7 protein-coding genes are annotated in these 15,071 nt (G+C 63.0%); 4 read left to right on the top strand and 3 right to left on the bottom strand.

What is annotated here, in order from left to right; genetic code table 11:
• Nucleotides 1-329 precede the first annotated feature (329 nt).
• Nucleotides 330-2,852 (top strand): TonB-dependent receptor, encoded by a 2,523-nt coding sequence (locus ACQ4WQ_RS02595; protein ID WP_326457230.1) that lies wholly within the window; start codon nucleotides 330-332, stop codon nucleotides 2,850-2,852.
• 102 nt (nucleotides 2,853-2,954) lie between these two features.
• Here ACQ4WQ_RS02595 and ACQ4WQ_RS02590 read toward each other — a convergent pair whose 3' ends face one another.
• The 3 genes from ACQ4WQ_RS02590 to ACQ4WQ_RS02580 all read right to left on the bottom strand — a co-directional run bounded on the left by ACQ4WQ_RS02590 (nucleotide 2,955) and on the right by ACQ4WQ_RS02580 (nucleotide 6,803).
• Nucleotides 2,955-3,923 (bottom strand): IS1595 family transposase, encoded by a 969-nt coding sequence (locus tag ACQ4WQ_RS02590; protein ID WP_436494470.1) that lies wholly within the window; start codon nucleotides 3,921-3,923, stop codon nucleotides 2,955-2,957.
• A 136-nt stretch (nucleotides 3,924-4,059) separates the two neighbouring features.
• A complete protein-coding gene (locus tag ACQ4WQ_RS02585) occupies nucleotides 4,060-4,530 on the bottom strand; it encodes a cyanophycin metabolism-associated DUF1854 family protein (protein ID WP_326459989.1) in 471 nt (156 codons plus the stop codon).
• Nucleotides 4,531-4,532: 2 nt separating this feature from the next.
• Entirely contained in the window at nucleotides 4,533-6,803 is a 2,271-nt protein-coding gene (locus ACQ4WQ_RS02580; protein ID WP_436494467.1) for a cyanophycin metabolism-associated ABC transporter, read from the bottom strand.
• A gap of 467 nt (nucleotides 6,804-7,270) precedes the next feature.
• Between ACQ4WQ_RS02580 and ACQ4WQ_RS02575 the strand changes: the two genes are divergently transcribed.
• The 3 genes from ACQ4WQ_RS02575 (at nucleotide 7,271) to ACQ4WQ_RS02565 (ending at nucleotide 15,028) form a co-directional block, all read left to right on the top strand.
• On the top strand, nucleotides 7,271-9,448 hold the full coding sequence (locus tag ACQ4WQ_RS02575; RefSeq protein ID WP_436494465.1) for a cyanophycin synthetase: 2,178 nt from the start codon (nucleotides 7,271-7,273) through the stop codon (nucleotides 9,446-9,448).
• Between the two features lie 70 nt (nucleotides 9,449-9,518).
• Nucleotides 9,519-12,089: a cyanophycin synthetase gene (gene cphA, locus ACQ4WQ_RS02570; RefSeq protein WP_436494463.1), complete on the top strand. Its 2,571-nt coding sequence runs from the start codon at nucleotides 9,519-9,521 to the stop codon at nucleotides 12,087-12,089.
• Nucleotides 12,090-12,370: 281 nt separating this feature from the next.
• Complete coding sequence (locus ACQ4WQ_RS02565; protein ID WP_436494461.1) at nucleotides 12,371-15,028, top strand: TonB-dependent receptor; 2,658 nt, start codon at nucleotides 12,371-12,373, stop codon at nucleotides 15,026-15,028.
• The last annotated feature ends 43 nt before the right edge of the window (nucleotides 15,029-15,071 follow it).

Here is a 15,071-nt window from a genome sequence, read left to right as displayed (position 1 = left end):
TACCAAAAAACAACAGCTGTCTAGACAGGCACCAGCCGAACACCGAACTTTCAACGATCATTTTTCCTAATGACAAATTTAATTTATTTAACAATTGAAATTTGGTGCTTTCCTGCCAACCATAAATAAAATTCATCCACGCTCACTCTGGCTTGTCCGGTGCGCATGCACAAATACCCGGCAGTTCTTGACAGTCAAGATCAAAAAATGGTCTGATGAATTGCAAATTTAAAATACTAAATTTGCAAACATGGTCATTTTGAAAATAATTTCAAATAGCTAAATAAAAACCCTAAGGAAACTAAAGTTTCCTAGTTGGAGGATAGACAATGATCGAAAAGAAATTAAGCAAGTCCTTGCGCATGATGTTTGCGGGCACCTTGATGATGGGCGCCGGTTTCATGCACCAGACCGCCCAGGCGCAGGAAGCCAAGGCTGACGAGAAATTGCAGCGCGTGGTCGTCACCGGTTCCGCCATCAAGCGCGTGGATGCCGAAACCGCCGCACCGGTGGAAATTTACAGCAAGAAAGATATCGAGCGCACGGGCGCCACCAGCGTCGCCGAACTGGTGCGCAACCTGGCCTCCATCGACATCAATGACCAGGGTGAACTGAGCGCCAACTCGCCTTCCGGTTCCGGCACCACCAACATCAAGATGCGCGGCTTGAGCGAACGCAACGTGCTGATCCTCCTGAATGGCCGCCGCCTGCCGACCAATGCGCTGGCAGATGGTTCGGGCGCGGGTGCCGCGGTCGACGTCAACGCCATCCCGCTGAGCGCGCTGGAGCGCATTGAAATCCTGAAGGACGGCGGTTCGGCCATTTATGGCGCCGATGCGGTTGCCGGCGTCATGAACTTCATCACCAAAAAGAATTACCAGGGCCTGGAAGCGAAAGCCAGCTATGGCCAAAGCTCGCGCTCGGATGCCAAGGAAAAGACCGCCAACCTCGTGTACGGTTTTGGCGACTATGACACCCAGGGCTTCAACGTGCTGGCCACGGTCGACGTGTTCAAGCGCGATCCGATCTACCGCAAGGACCGCGACCTGACCCGTTCGGCCGACTTCCGCCGCTTTGGCGGTCCGGATGGCCGCAGCGGCTTCCATCCTAGCGGCAATATCGCCGGCGGCGGCACGCTGGTGCCATGCCCGCCGGACGATTTGAGCAACGGCTCCTGCCGTTTCGACGTCAACAAGACCTTGCTGACCTCGACCAACGGCGCCGACCGCGTCAGCGGCATGCTGATCGGCAGCCTGAAAATCAGCGACAACATCCGCGCGTTTGCGGAATTTACCTATTCAGAAAGCAAGGATGACTTCGAAGCCCAGGCCGCACCGGGCAACTTTGTAGTCAATGGCAAGACCGTTGCCGGCCGCTTCATGCAAATGGGTCCGCGCAAGACCAACCGCAAAGGCACGATGACCCAGTTCTCGACGGGTCTGGAAGGCACGACGCGCGGCATCGACTGGGACGTCGCCATCGGCAAAGGCGTGAGCAAGGCCACCAACCGCGATTCGAACTACGCACAGTACGATCTGTTCAACGAAGCGATCGAGAATGGTTCGATCGACCCGACCCGCACCGACAACCCGCAGGCAGCCGTCGACAAGATTCGCCTGACGCCTACGCGCGCCGGCAAGTCGGAACTGACCTTCTTCAACGCCAAGGCATCGGCGCCGATCATGGACCTGGCCGGCGGTTCGCTGGCCTACGCCGTCGGTGTGTCGTACAACAAGGAAACGCTGAGCGACCAGCCCGACCAGAACCAGATCGATGGCCTGGTCTTCGGCAGCATCCAGCAAGCCTCCGTGAAGGCGGACCGCAATTCCAAGGGCATCTTCGGCGAACTGTCGATTCCCTTCCTGAAAAACGTCGAAGCGCAGGTCGCCCTGCGCTATGACGACATCTCGAATGTCGGCAGCAAGACCAGCCCGAAACTGGCCTTGCGCTACCAGCCGCTGAACAACCTGATGTTCCGCGGCTCGTATGCAGGCAGCTACCTGGCGCCATCGCTGAAACAGATGTATGGCGGCGTCGATGCGGGCGCCTATACGACGAACGACAAGGAAATCTGCAATGCCTTCCCTTCGATTTCCGGCAATTGCACCAACTTCTCCTACTACCAGGTCTCCGGTTCCAACAAGGACTTGAAACCTGAAACAGGCAAGACCTACAACCTGGGCATGGTGTTCTCGCCAGTGAACTCGCTGACGGTCAGCATCGACTACTTCAAGATCGACAAGAAGAACGAGATCGGCACCTTGACGGAAACCAAGGCGATCGAGCGCGGCAATGTCGAAATCAAGAATGGCGACGCGCGCATCCTGCTGAACAACCAGAACCTGGCCACCACCGAAGTACGCGGTTTCGATACGGACCTGCGCTACACCTCGCCGCAAACGATGTTCGGCAAATTCACGCTGCGCAATGCGTCCACCGTCTACACCCGCATGGAAACGCAGGATACGGAAACCGATCCGGTGCAAAGCACGCTGAAGACGTTCATGAACCCGAAGTACCGCAACACGTTCACGGCCAGCCTGGAAAAGGACAATATGTCGGGCTCCCTGATCATCCGCACGACGGGCGACATGATCGACTCGGACAAGCGCCGCGAAGAAATCAAGCCGGGCACGCGCACGATTCCTTCGCATACGGAAGTGGATCTGACGGGCCAGTACGTGGCGATGCAAAACCTGACCTTCACGGCCGGCATCAAGAACCTGTTCGACAGGATGCCGCCGTTTAGCGCGATGGGCGCGGGCAACCAGTACGGCACCCTGGGCTTTGCCCAGCTGTACAACGTGCGCGGCCGCTACTTCTACATCGGCGCAGGCTACAAGTTCATGTAATGTAAGCGCAATCGCCGGCAGCCTGAAACGGGTTGCCGGTACTCCCCCCGAAAGCCGCACTCCTGTGCGGCTTTTTTCATGCCCCGCAGACGAAAAAAAAGGCTATGTCACCGTCAGATGTGGGAATGCGCCCAGTGTTGCTTTCAATAACGTTTCGGGTGAGCGGATGCGCCTGGCATCGAGTATCCAGCGCCATCCCAGGTAGTTTGGCAAATAGCGCGTGGCCACGCCGTGAAACGGCCTTAACCATTCTCGCAAGCGGCTGTGATACGCATTGACGTTCTGCACGTGCGCGGCGCCCTGCACGCGGATGCCGGCGCGCAAGTTGACTGCCTGATGACTGAGGCCCGCTTCCCGCGCAAACGCCCGGTAGGCGGCATGGCCATCCGTGACCAGCAAAACATCCTGGTCGATGACGGGCAACAAGCAGCGGTGCAGCTGCGCCTTCGTCAACGCGCCTCTGCCTGTGACGAAATCGAGGGTCTGGCCCGTGCGGTCGCGCGCCACCAGGATGCAGACGTGCTCGTTCGATATGCCGCGCCGTTGCGCATGGCCGCCCCGGCGGCGGGCCGGACGCGTCATCTGCCTGGAGCCCTTTTCCGATTCCAGCACATATAACTCGTCGGCCTCGGCGATGCCATGCAGGCCGTGCGGCCGGTCCGTTTTTGCCAACGATAAAAACCGGTGGCGCCAGCGAAACGTGGTGTTGCGGTGCACGCCCAGTTGTAGTGCCGCCTGGCGCACGGAATCCGATGCCAGCAAGCAATCGGCGTAGTCGAGCCACAACGATTTATGGCGCAGGCGTGCCAGCGGCGTCCCCGTCAAGGCATTGAAGGTGCGCCCGCAAGGCACGCAGCGGTAGCGCTGCAGGCCGTGTGCATGGCCATGCCGGTGCAGGTGGGGCGAGTGGCAGGAGGGACAGGCCAGGCGCGGCTGCGCCACGCCCTCCAGTAGCGCGACGGTCGCGTCGTGTGGCGTGTTGCCACGTAGCAGGGCCATGCCTGCCTGCCGCTGGCGCCGGTTCAACTGCGCAAACTGCGCGATAAAGCGGATCCATTTGGCTGGCTGCATGATCTGCTCCCTGTGTGTGGTGGGTATGCAGAGTCAGACAGCACAGCCAACGGAAGATTCCGGCATGTCCCCTATTTTCCGATGACAGAGCCAAAAAAAACCGCTGCAGGCAGCGGTTTTCAAGACAGGCAAGCGCCTACAGGAAGCGGTCGAGTATCTTGCGCGTCGTCTTGTCGATGTTGAACATGTCGCGGATCAAGAAGTGGATGCCGTGGTTGTCGGCGATCAGCAGCGACGCGGCGCCGATGCGGCGGATGTCTTCCTCGCCTTTCAGCACGAACTGCGTCTCGCCCCGGTCCGTGTCGACATGCCAGGTGCACGGCGTGGCGAAGCTGGAGACGCTTTTCACGCGCGCGATCTCGGGCATGAATTCGCGTCCTTCCAGCTCTTCCCGCAGCAGGCCGCGCGCCGGCTCCGGCATGGCGTCGAGGCGGTCGATCCACGCCACTTCCTTGCCATCGCCCAGCACCAGGGAGATGCCTTCGTCCGGCGACTGGATGGGAAAGGCGCGCACGGGCGCCACGCCTTCAAAGACCTGGCCGTCCGCGTCCGTCATCACCAGCTTGCCGAAAGGGTCGCGGTGCAATGTAAAAGTTGTACTGGCCATGCTTATTCCTTGTCATCCAGGGCGAGTTCGTTGTTGCGCGCCTGTGCTTCGTAGAGGCGGAAATAGGCGCCCTCTTTCGCCATCAGTTCATCGTGACTGCCCACTTCGACGACCTGGCCACGGTCCAGCACCACCAGGCGGTCGGCCCGGTGCAGGGTCGACAGCCTGTGCGCGATGGCGATCGTCGTGCGGCCCTGCACCAGGTTGTCGAGCGCCTTCTGGATCTCTTTTTCCGTTTCCGAGTCCACCGACGATGTCGCTTCATCCATGATCAGGATGCGCGGATCGATCAGCAGCGCGCGGGCAATCGAGATGCGCTGGCGTTCGCCGCCGGACAAGCCCTGGCCACGCTCGCCCACCATCGAATCGTAGCCTTGCGGCAGGCGCAGGATGAATTCGTGCGCATGCGCGGCGCGCGCGGCGGCGATGATCTCCTGGCGCGTCGCATGCGGCTTGCCGTAGGCGATATTTTCCGCGATGGTGCCGAAGAACAGGAACGGCTCCTGCAGCACCAGGCCGATATTGCGGCGGTAATCGGACACGGCGAACGAACGGATATCGACGCCGTCTAGCAGAATCGCCCCTTCCGACACGTCGTAGAAACGGCAGATCAGGTTGACCAGCGTGCTCTTGCCCGAACCGCTGTGGCCCACCAGGCCGATCATCTCGCCCGCCTTGATGTTCAGGGTGATGCCGCGGTTGACGGCCCGGTTGCCATAGCGGAAACCGACTTCGCGCAGGTCGATGCGACCCTCGATCTTGTCCAGTTTGACCGGTTGCGCCGGCTCCGGCACGCTCGACACGTGATCGAGGATGTCGAAGATGCGCTTGGCGGCGGATGCCGATTTCTGCGTCACGGAGACGATGCGGCTCATCGAGTCGAGGCGGCCGTAGAAGCGCGTGCTGTAGGCGATGAAGGCGGTCAGCACGCCGACGGTGATTTCGCCGCGCGACAGTTGCCAGATGCCGAAGCACCAGATGACCAGCAGGCCCATCTCCGTCAGGAAGGAAACCGTGGGCGAGAACAGCGACCAGACTTTATTGAGCTTGTCGTTGACGGCCAGGTTGTGGGCGTTGGCGTCGCGGAAGCGGGCCGCTTCGCGCTTTTCCTGCGCAAACGCTTTCACTACACGAATGCCGGGGATGGTATCGGCCAGCACGTTGGTCACTTCGCTCCACACGCGGTCGATCTTTTCAAAGCCCGTGCGCAAACGGTCGCGCACCAGGTGGATCATCCAGGCGATGAACGGTAGCGGCGCCAGGGTCATGATGGCCAGCCACGGATTCATCGACCACAGGATCACGCCCGTCATGATGATCATCAGCACGTCGGAAGCGAAATCGAGCAAATGCAGCGAGAGGAAGACGCAGATGCGGTCGCTGCCGCTGCCGATGCGCGCCATCAGGTCGCCCGTGCGCTTGCCGCCAAAGAATTCCAGCGACAGCTTCATCAGGTGTTCATACGTGGCCGAGCGCAAGTCGGCACCCATGCGTTCGGATACCAGGGCCAGCACATAGGTCTTGCCCCAGCCCAGCAGCCAGGCCAGCAGGGCCGAACCGAGCAAGCCGCTCATGTAGTACACCACCAGCCACGGGTCGATATGCTTGCCGTTCTGATACGGGATCAGCACATTGTCCATCAGCGGCGCCGTCAGGTAGGGCGGAATCATGTGCGCGGCGGTGCTCAGCAGCATCAGCATGAAGCCCAGGGCCAGCTGGCCACGGTAGGGATGGGCGAAGCGCCACAGGCGGAACAGGGTCCAGGTCGATGGCGGCGTATGCAGCACCTTGGCGCAGATCGGGCATTCTTCCTGCTCCGGGGCCAAAGGCGCCTTGCAGCTGGGGCACACTTCCTGCTCCGCTTCCAGCACGGGCTGGCCCGTCAGGTGGCTGTCGAGGCGCTCGACGAACTGTTCCAGCACGCGGATCGCATGCAGGTTCTGGCCCAAAGTGAAGCGCCACGACGCCAGGCGGCCGTGGTCGTCGAACAGTTCCAGGTGGCCCACACCGGCGTGGTCATGGTGCGTCAGGCGCAGTCCGTGGCGGAAAGACCAACTTTTCCAAGTGGTATCGGCCGGCGAACGAGCCAGTAAACGCTTCTCGGTGACAACAATTATGCCTTTTGTGAAACGTAATCGCGCATCGAGGTCAACCTCAACGCTACTTAAAACGTTCTCCCCTGGAGAAAGGTTGCTCTCCACTTCCGCCAGCCAGTGTTCCGGCAGCGATGTGAGGGGAATAGTTGTTGCAGGAACACTCAGTTCAGTTGTCATCGTAAAGCATACTCCGGCTCGAGGCCAAGCCCTTCAGGGCGGGATTTGGGGGATGGGGCAGACGCCCGATCAATGTTTGTGTACTGCGCGATGGCGAGGTAGATGCACCAGTGGCAATTTCCTGTATTGTATCGAATGGATGCCTGCCGGTAAGAAATGATGGCAAAACGGAGCAAAAAAATGCGCGGCCATCGTACGGAGGCAAGTATACAACAGCCCGCTGTTGCGCAAATGCTCCAGCTTGGCCCGGAGTCGGTATCTTTATAACAAGTAAGGCAACAATTAGTAACAATTAGAATGACAACACCAGCAGAATACGAGAAGCAAACGCGACAAGAGGCCGCTAAAAGTGGCACACTGCGCATACCCGGGATAAAGAACCAAGCACGAGCCTGAAAAGACTCTGTAAAGCCAACATAAAGTATCTGGCGCCCAGACGCCTGGCTTGTTATCAAGAAACCACTTACATGATCAAGAAGAAGAACATCGAATTCGTCCGCGTCACCCACTTGCGCGGCCCCAACATCTGGACTTACCGCCCGGTGATTGAAGCCTGGGTCGACATCGGCGAACTGGAAGATTACCCATCGAACACCCTGCCCGGCCTGTACGAGCGCCTGGTGGCATGGCTGCCCGGCATGATCGAGCACCGCTGCGGCGTGGGCGAACGGGGCGGCTTTTTCGAGCGCCTGCGCGAAGGCACATGGTCTGCCCACATCCTCGAACACGTGGTGCTGGAACTGCAAAACCTGGCAGGCATGCGCACGGGCTTCGGCCAGACGCGCTCGACCAGCCAGCGCGGCGTCTACAAGATGGCCTTCCGCACGCGCGAAGAGCATGTGGGCCGCGCCGCCCTGGCCGCCGCGCGCGAACTGCTGATGGCCGCCATCAACGATGAAGCCTACGACCTGGAAGCGGCCCTGGCGCCCCTGCGCGACATGGTCGATTCGCGCTGTCTGGGCCCGAGCACGGCCAGCATCGTCGATGCCGCCACCGAGCGCCGCATCCCGTCGCTGCGCCTGAACGACGGCAACTTGGTGCAGCTGGGCCACGGCGCCGCGCAGCGCCGCATCTGGACGGCCGAAACGGACCGCACCAGCGCGATTGCCGAAGGCATCGCCAGCGACAAGGACCTGACCAAATTCCTGCTCAAATCGTGCGGCGTGCGCGTGCCAGAAGGCAGCCTGGTGCGCAGTGCCGAAGCGGCCTGGGAAGAAGCGCAGGACATCGGCGTGCCCGTCGTCGTCAAGCCGTATGACGGCAACCACGGCCGCGGCGTGTCGCTGAACCTGATGACGGAAGCGGACGTCAAGGCGGCCTATGAACTGGCCGCGCGCAAGGGCGACAGCTCGGCCGTGCTGGTGGAAAGCTTCATCACGGGCGACGAACACCGTCTGCTCGTCGTCGGCAACAAGCTGATCGCGGCCGCCAAGGGCGAATCCCTGTGGGTCGACGGCGACGGCGTGTCGACCGTGCTGGAACTGGTGAACACGCAGATCAACATCGACCCGCGCCGCGGCGAAGGCGAGGATTTCCCGCTGGGCACCGTCAAGCCGCATGAATCGGGCGAAATCGTGCTGGAACTGCAGCGCCAGGGCATGACCGCCCTGTCCGTGCCGCAGGCGGGCCAGAAAGTGCTGATCCAACCGAACGGCAACGTGGCCATCGACGTCACGGACGACGTGCACCCGTCCGTCGTGCATGCGGCCCTGCTGGCCGCGCGCGTGGTCGGCCTCGATATCGCCGGCATCGACCTGGTCACCACCGACATCACGCGTCCGCTGGATGAGCAGCGCGGCGCCATCATCGAAGTCAATGCCAGCCCCGGCCTGCTGGCGCACATCAAGCCGGGCGTGGGCCAGCCCCGCCCTGTCGGCACGGCCATCGTCGACCACCTGTTCGCCGCCGAGGAAACGGGCCGCATTCCGCTGATCGGCGTGACGGGCACGCGCGGCGCCAGCCTGATCGTGCGCATGCTGTGCAAACTGCTCAACCTGTCGGGCCTGCATACTGGCGCCGTCTGCAGCGAAGGCATGTACCTGGACCAGCGCCGCGTCGTCAGCAACGATTGCGTAAACTGGGACGCGGGCCAGCGCCTGCTGCTCAACCGCACCGTGCAGACGGCCCTGTTCGAAAGCAATCCGCGCATGATCCTGGCCGAAGGCCTGGCCTACGACAAGTGCCAGGTCGGCATCGTCACGGACATGGGCAGCCTCGATAGCGTCAAGGATTTCGACGTGCTGGACGAAGCGGGCCTGTACAAGGCCGTGCGCAGCCAGGTCGACGTGGTCGTGCCGACCGGCGTGGCCGTGCTCAACGCCGCCAACGCGCACGTGCTGGAACTGGCCGAACTGTGCGATGGCACGGTGACTCTGTATGCGCAGGATGGCAGCTTGCCCGCCATCGCGGCGCAACTGGCCGCCGGCCAGCGCGCCGTGTTCGTGCGCGGCAACCACATCGTGCTGGCCGAAGGCGGCATCGAAACGGTCCTGCTGTGCCTGGACCTGCTGAAACCGGCCACGGCCGGCAATGTCGACAGCGTGCTGGCCGTCGCGGCGGCCGCCTGGGCCATGAACCTGCCTGTCGATCTGATTTGCGCCGGCCTGCGCACCTTCGACGCGGCCCCCGGCTGCATCGGCAACTAAGGCAAAGCAGCACTCAAGCCCGGCCAGGACGGCCGGGCCCACAAGAACACAACAGGATTACGGTTTAATTATGGAAGTATATCGCGTACGGGCCTTGCGGGGCCCTAACCTCTGGAGCCACGACACCGCCGTGGAAGCCATTGTTTCCTGCACCACGCAGGAACTCGACATCGCCCAGCTGCCCGGCTTCGAAGCCCGCCTGCGCGCACTCTTTCCGCAACTGAGCCCGCTGCAACCGCTGGGCAACTACAACGCCGCGCCGATGGCGCAGGTGCTGGAACTGGCGGCGCTGGGCCTGCAGGCGCAAGCCGGCTGCCCCGTCACCTTCAGCCGCACCACGCCGACGCTGGAAACGGGCATCTTCCAGGTCGTCGTCGAATACTCGGAAGAAGCCGTCGGCCGCCTGGCCCTGGAACTGGCGCAGCAGCTGTGCCGCGCCGCGCTCGACGACGCGCCGTTCGACCTGGCCGGCGCCCTGCACCAGCTGCAGGAACTCGATGAAGACGTGCGCCTGGGCCCATCGACGGGCGCCATCGTCAACGCCGCCGTGGCGCGCAACATCCCGTTCCGCCGCCTGACCGAAGGCAGCCTGGTGACGTTCGGCTGGGGCAGCAAGCAGCGCAAGATCCAGGCCGCCGAAATGGACGGCACCAGCGCGATCGCCGAAGCCATCGCGCAGGACAAGGAACTGACGAAAAAACTGCTCGATTCGGCCGGCGTGCCCGTGCCGCAAGGCCGCGTCGCCATCGACGTGGACGACGCCTGGGCCGCCGCCTGCGAGATCGGCCTGCCCGTCGTCGTGAAACCCAAAGATGGCAACCAGGGCAAGGGCGTCACCGTCAATGTCACCACGCGCGAGCAGCTGACGGCCGGCTTCATCGCGGCGCAGGAATTCCGCGACGACATCCTCGTCGAACGGTATCTGCCGGGCCACGATTTCCGCTTGCTCGTCATCGGCAACAAGATGGTGGCAGCGGCCCGCCGCGATCCGCCGCAAGTGGTGGGCGACGGCCAGCACACGGTGCGCGAACTGGTCGACCAGGTCAACCTGGACCCGCGCCGCGGCAGCGGCCATGCCACCTCGCTGACGAAGATCCGCTTCGACGACATCGCCCTGGCCAGCCTGGCCAAGCAAGGCTACGTGGCCGAATCCGTGCCGCCCGTGGGCCAGCGCGTGATCTTGCGCAATAACGCCAACCTGTCGACGGGCGGCTCGGCCACCGACGTCACCGTCGACGTGCACCCGGAAGTGGCGGCGCGCGCCGTCGCGGCCGCGCACATGGTGGGCCTCGATATCTGCGGCGTGGACGTGGTGTCCGACAGCATCCTGAAACCGCTGGAAGAGCAGAACGCCGGCATCGTCGAAGTCAACGCAGCACCAGGTTTGCGCATGCACCTGGCGCCCTCGTTCGGCAAGCCGCGTCCCGTCGGCGAAGCCATCATCGCCGCCATGTTCGCCGAGGGCGACGATGGCCGCATCCCCGTCGTCGCCGTCACCGGCACCAACGGCAAGACCACCACCGTGCGCCTGATCGCCCACCTGCTGACCACCTCCGGCCTGCGCACGGGCATGACGAACACGGATGGCGTGTACATCGAAGGACGCCAGATCGACAGCGGCGACTGCAGCGGCCCGCGCAGCGCGCGCAACGTGCTGCTGCACCCGGACGTCGACGCGGCCGTGTTCGAGACGGCGCGCGGCGGCATGCTGCGCGAAGGCCTGGCCTTCGACCGCTGCCAGGTCGCCGTGGTGACGAATATCGGCGCCGGCGACCACCTGGGCCTGAACTACATCACCACCGTGGAAGACCTGGCGGTATTGAAGCGCGTGATCGTGCAGAACGTGGCCGACAGCGGCGTAGCCGTGTTGAACGCCACCGACCCGGCCGTGGCCCGCATGGCCAAGAATTGCAGCGGCACGGTGACCTTCTTCGCCGCCGACAAGACGCATCCCGTGATGGCCACGCACCGCGCGCAGGGCAACCGCGTCGTGTACGTGGAAGACGGCAAGCTGGTCGCGGCGCAGGGCAAGGAACGCCACGAAATCGCCCTGTCGCAAGTGCCCATCACGCGCAACGGCGCCATCGGCTTCCAGGTCGACAACGTCATGGCCTCCCTGGCCGCCGCCTGGGCCGTGGGCCTGGACTGGAAAACCATCGCGCTGGGCCTGAAAACCTTTGCCAATGAAGCCGACAACGCGCCGGGCCGCTTCAACGTGTTCGACTATCGTGGCGCCACGCTGATCGCCGACTACGGCCACAATCCGGACGCCATCCTTGCGCTGGTGCAGGCCGTCGAAAGCATGCCGGCCAAGCGCCGCTCGGTGGTCATCAGCGGCGCCGGCGACCGCCGCGACGAAGACATCCGCCAGCAGACGGAAATCCTCGGCGCTGCCTTCGACGACGTGCTGCTGTACCAGGACCAGTGCCAGCGCGGCCGCGCCGACGGCGAAGTGGTGGCATTGCTGCGCCAGGGCCTGGACGGCGCCAAGCGCACCAGCCATATCGATGAAATCAACGGCGAATTCGTCGCCATCGACAAGGCCCTGGCGCGCCTCGCTGAAGGCGACCTGTGCCTGATCCTGATCGACCAGGTGGAAGAAGCGCTGGCGCACATCGCCAAGCGCGTCGCCGAAGCGTAAGCGCGCCAACTGCGCACAAGGGCGGCCTGCGGGCCGCCTTTTTTTTCGCCCCTGCGCGGCCGGTGCAGCGGCGCGCATGTCGTTGGCAGCGAACAGCGATGCCTGGGTGCGCCGCCAGGGCGCATGAATCCAGCAGGGATACCGGAAATGATATGGACATCGCAAAAGAAGTCATTTGTGGGGCAAAGTCATTCCCCATACCATATTTCTTGAGCAAGTTTCAGCTCTGGCGGCGACTGCCGCAGCGTTCTCAACATAACTAAAATACAGGTGGAGACAAGATGAAGCAATCGATGGCAACGGGCACCCGCACGTCCCGGCAAAACACACGGCTGACCTTGAAGGCCACGGTGGCCGCGCTGGCCGGCGCCGGCCTGCTGAGCAGCGCCTCCGTCTGGGCGCAGCAGGCGCCCGCCCCAGAAACACCGGTGGAAGAAACGGCACCGGCGGCAACGCCAGCCGACAGCGGCATCGCCGTCGTCGCCGTCACGGGCGTGCGCCGGGCAGCGCAAAGCGCGCAGACGATCAAGAAGAACAGCGACCAGGTGGTCGACTCCATCGTCGCCGATGAAATCGGCAAATTCCCCGACAAGAACGTGGCCGAAATCCTCGGCCGCGTGACGGGCGTGCAGATCCGCCGCGAAGGCGGCGAAGCGGGTACCGTCATCATCCGCGGCTTGCCCGGCGTGGTGACCCTGCTCAACGGCCGCGAAATGTTTACGTCCGTGGGCCGCAGCCTGTACCTGGCCGACATTCCGACGGCCATGCTGCAGCGCGTGGACGTCTACAAATCGCAGGGCGCCGACATGGTCGAAGGCGGCACGGCCGGCGTGGTCGACGTGCGCACCAACCGCCCGTTCGACTTCAAGGGCTTTACGGCATCGGGCAATGTGCGCGCCGAGCACCGCGACAAGGCCGGCTCGACGGACCCGAACGTCAGCGGCATGGTCTCGAACCGCTGGAAGACCCCATACGGCGAATTCGGCGCCCTGCTCGGCCTGTCCTACCAGCGCGGCAGATACTATGACGAGACGATCTGGAACGCCGAACCCGTCAAGCGCCCCGAAGCGGGCAATATCACGGGCCCCGATTCCGTCGGCATGATCCCGACCGTGGGTGACCGCAAGCGCTACGCGGCGAATGCCGCCTTCCAGTGGCGCCCGAACTCGCAGGTGGAAGTGTATGCGGAAGGCATGTCGACCCTGATCAAGCATGCGTTCGACAGCCAGTTCTTCGTCGGCTCGCTGCCCTGGGGCCAGAATCCGGACATCACCCTGATCCCCGGCACCAGCCAGGCGGCCACGGTGGGCAAGATCGACGGCCCGTGGTCGCCGTTCACGCTGGGCTCGACGCAGGCGCGGCGCGACCGCTCGATCGGTTCGCAAGGCGCCATCGGCGCGCGCTGGGACATCACGCCGCAGCTGCGCGCGACCACGGAACTGGCGCGCACGGTGAGCGACTTCGAGCGCGAATTCCCCATCCTCGACTTCCTCGCCCACCCGACCAGCGTGATCGGCAGCACGAACGTCAACGGCGGCGCGCAGATCAGCTACCCCGGCTACAACATGCTCGATCCGAAGAACTACACGCTGCTCGGTTTCTACGATAACCACAGCCACGACGAAGGCAGCTCGACCGACTGGCGCGGCGACGTCACCTACGACATGGACAGCACGGGCTTCTTCCGCGAATTTTCGGGCGGCGTGCGCCTGGCCAAGCGCAAGGCCGAATCGATCCGCGAAAAAAATGGCCAGGGCGGATTGACGTCGACCATGTATGCGGACGCAATTCCCGGCCTGGCGTGCGCCTCGCACGACAACACGGGCAACTTCGGCCTGCAAAGCTGGCTCACGCCCTGCCGCGACTTCATGCTCAACAACACGGCCGTGCTGCGCCAGCTGTTTACGGGCAGCAGCGAACGCAGCCCGGACGATCCGATGACCCATTACAAGGACGTGGAAAAAACCAATGCCGTCTACGGCAAGGCGCGCATCGGCTTTGACCTGGCACAAGTGCCGGTCGATGGCACCCTGGGCGTGCGCGTGGTGCAAACCAAGCAGGACTTGCAGGGCAATTCCTCGCAAAACGGCATCGTCACGCCGGTGCGCGTGAAGACGTCGGATACGGACGTGCTGCCCAGCCTGACCCTGAAAGCCATGCTGCGCCAGGACCTGATCGCCCGCCTGACCGCCGGCAAGGCCGTGCAGCGCCCGAACTTCGCCGACTTCAACCCCGGCGTGAGCCTGGGACAGAGCCTGGAGATGGTGCGCCCGACTGGCAGCGGCGGCAATCCCGACCTCAAACCCGTGGAAGGCAAGAACCTCGACGTGGCGGTGGAATGGTATTTCGCCCAGACGGGTTCCGTCACGGCCACCGTGTTCCGCCACAACTTCAAGAATTACATCCTGTCCGGTTCGGCCAAGGAAACGTACGGCGGCATCGAGTACGACATCACGCGTCCGCGCAACACGTCGAAGGGCCACCTGCAAGGCATGGAAATGGCCTACCAGCAGTTCTACGACAAGCTGCCCGGCTGGATGAGCGGCTTGGGCTTGCAGGCCAACGCCACCTACATGACGGGCGAACTGGAAGAACTCAATGGCAGTGCGCACCCGTTCACGGGCATGTCGAAGTGGTCGGCCAATATCGTCGGCCTGTACGAACAGGGACCGTGGTCGGCGCGCCTGGCCTACAGCTGGCGCGACAAGTACGTCGATGACTACAACTATCGCGGCAAGGGCATCCACCTGACCGTGGCGCCGACGAAGACCCTGGACGCGTCGGTCTCGTACAAGCTCAACCCGCACACCACGGTGACGCTGGACGCGAACAACCTGCTCGACTCGACCTACCGCGACTACCACGACACGCCGGACTATGTGCGCGATGTGCGGCGCTATGACAAGGTCGTCGGTTTATCGATACGCTGGAGCTACTAACTCATATCCCCCCTTTCTTCCTTGCGAGGGTTTTCAGCGCCAG

The organism is Janthinobacterium goodfellowi (genome assembly GCF_051380695.1).
GTDB lineage: Bacteria > Pseudomonadota > Gammaproteobacteria > Burkholderiales > Burkholderiaceae_D > Janthinobacterium.
This window is presented reverse-complemented; position numbering and strand designations above follow the sequence as displayed.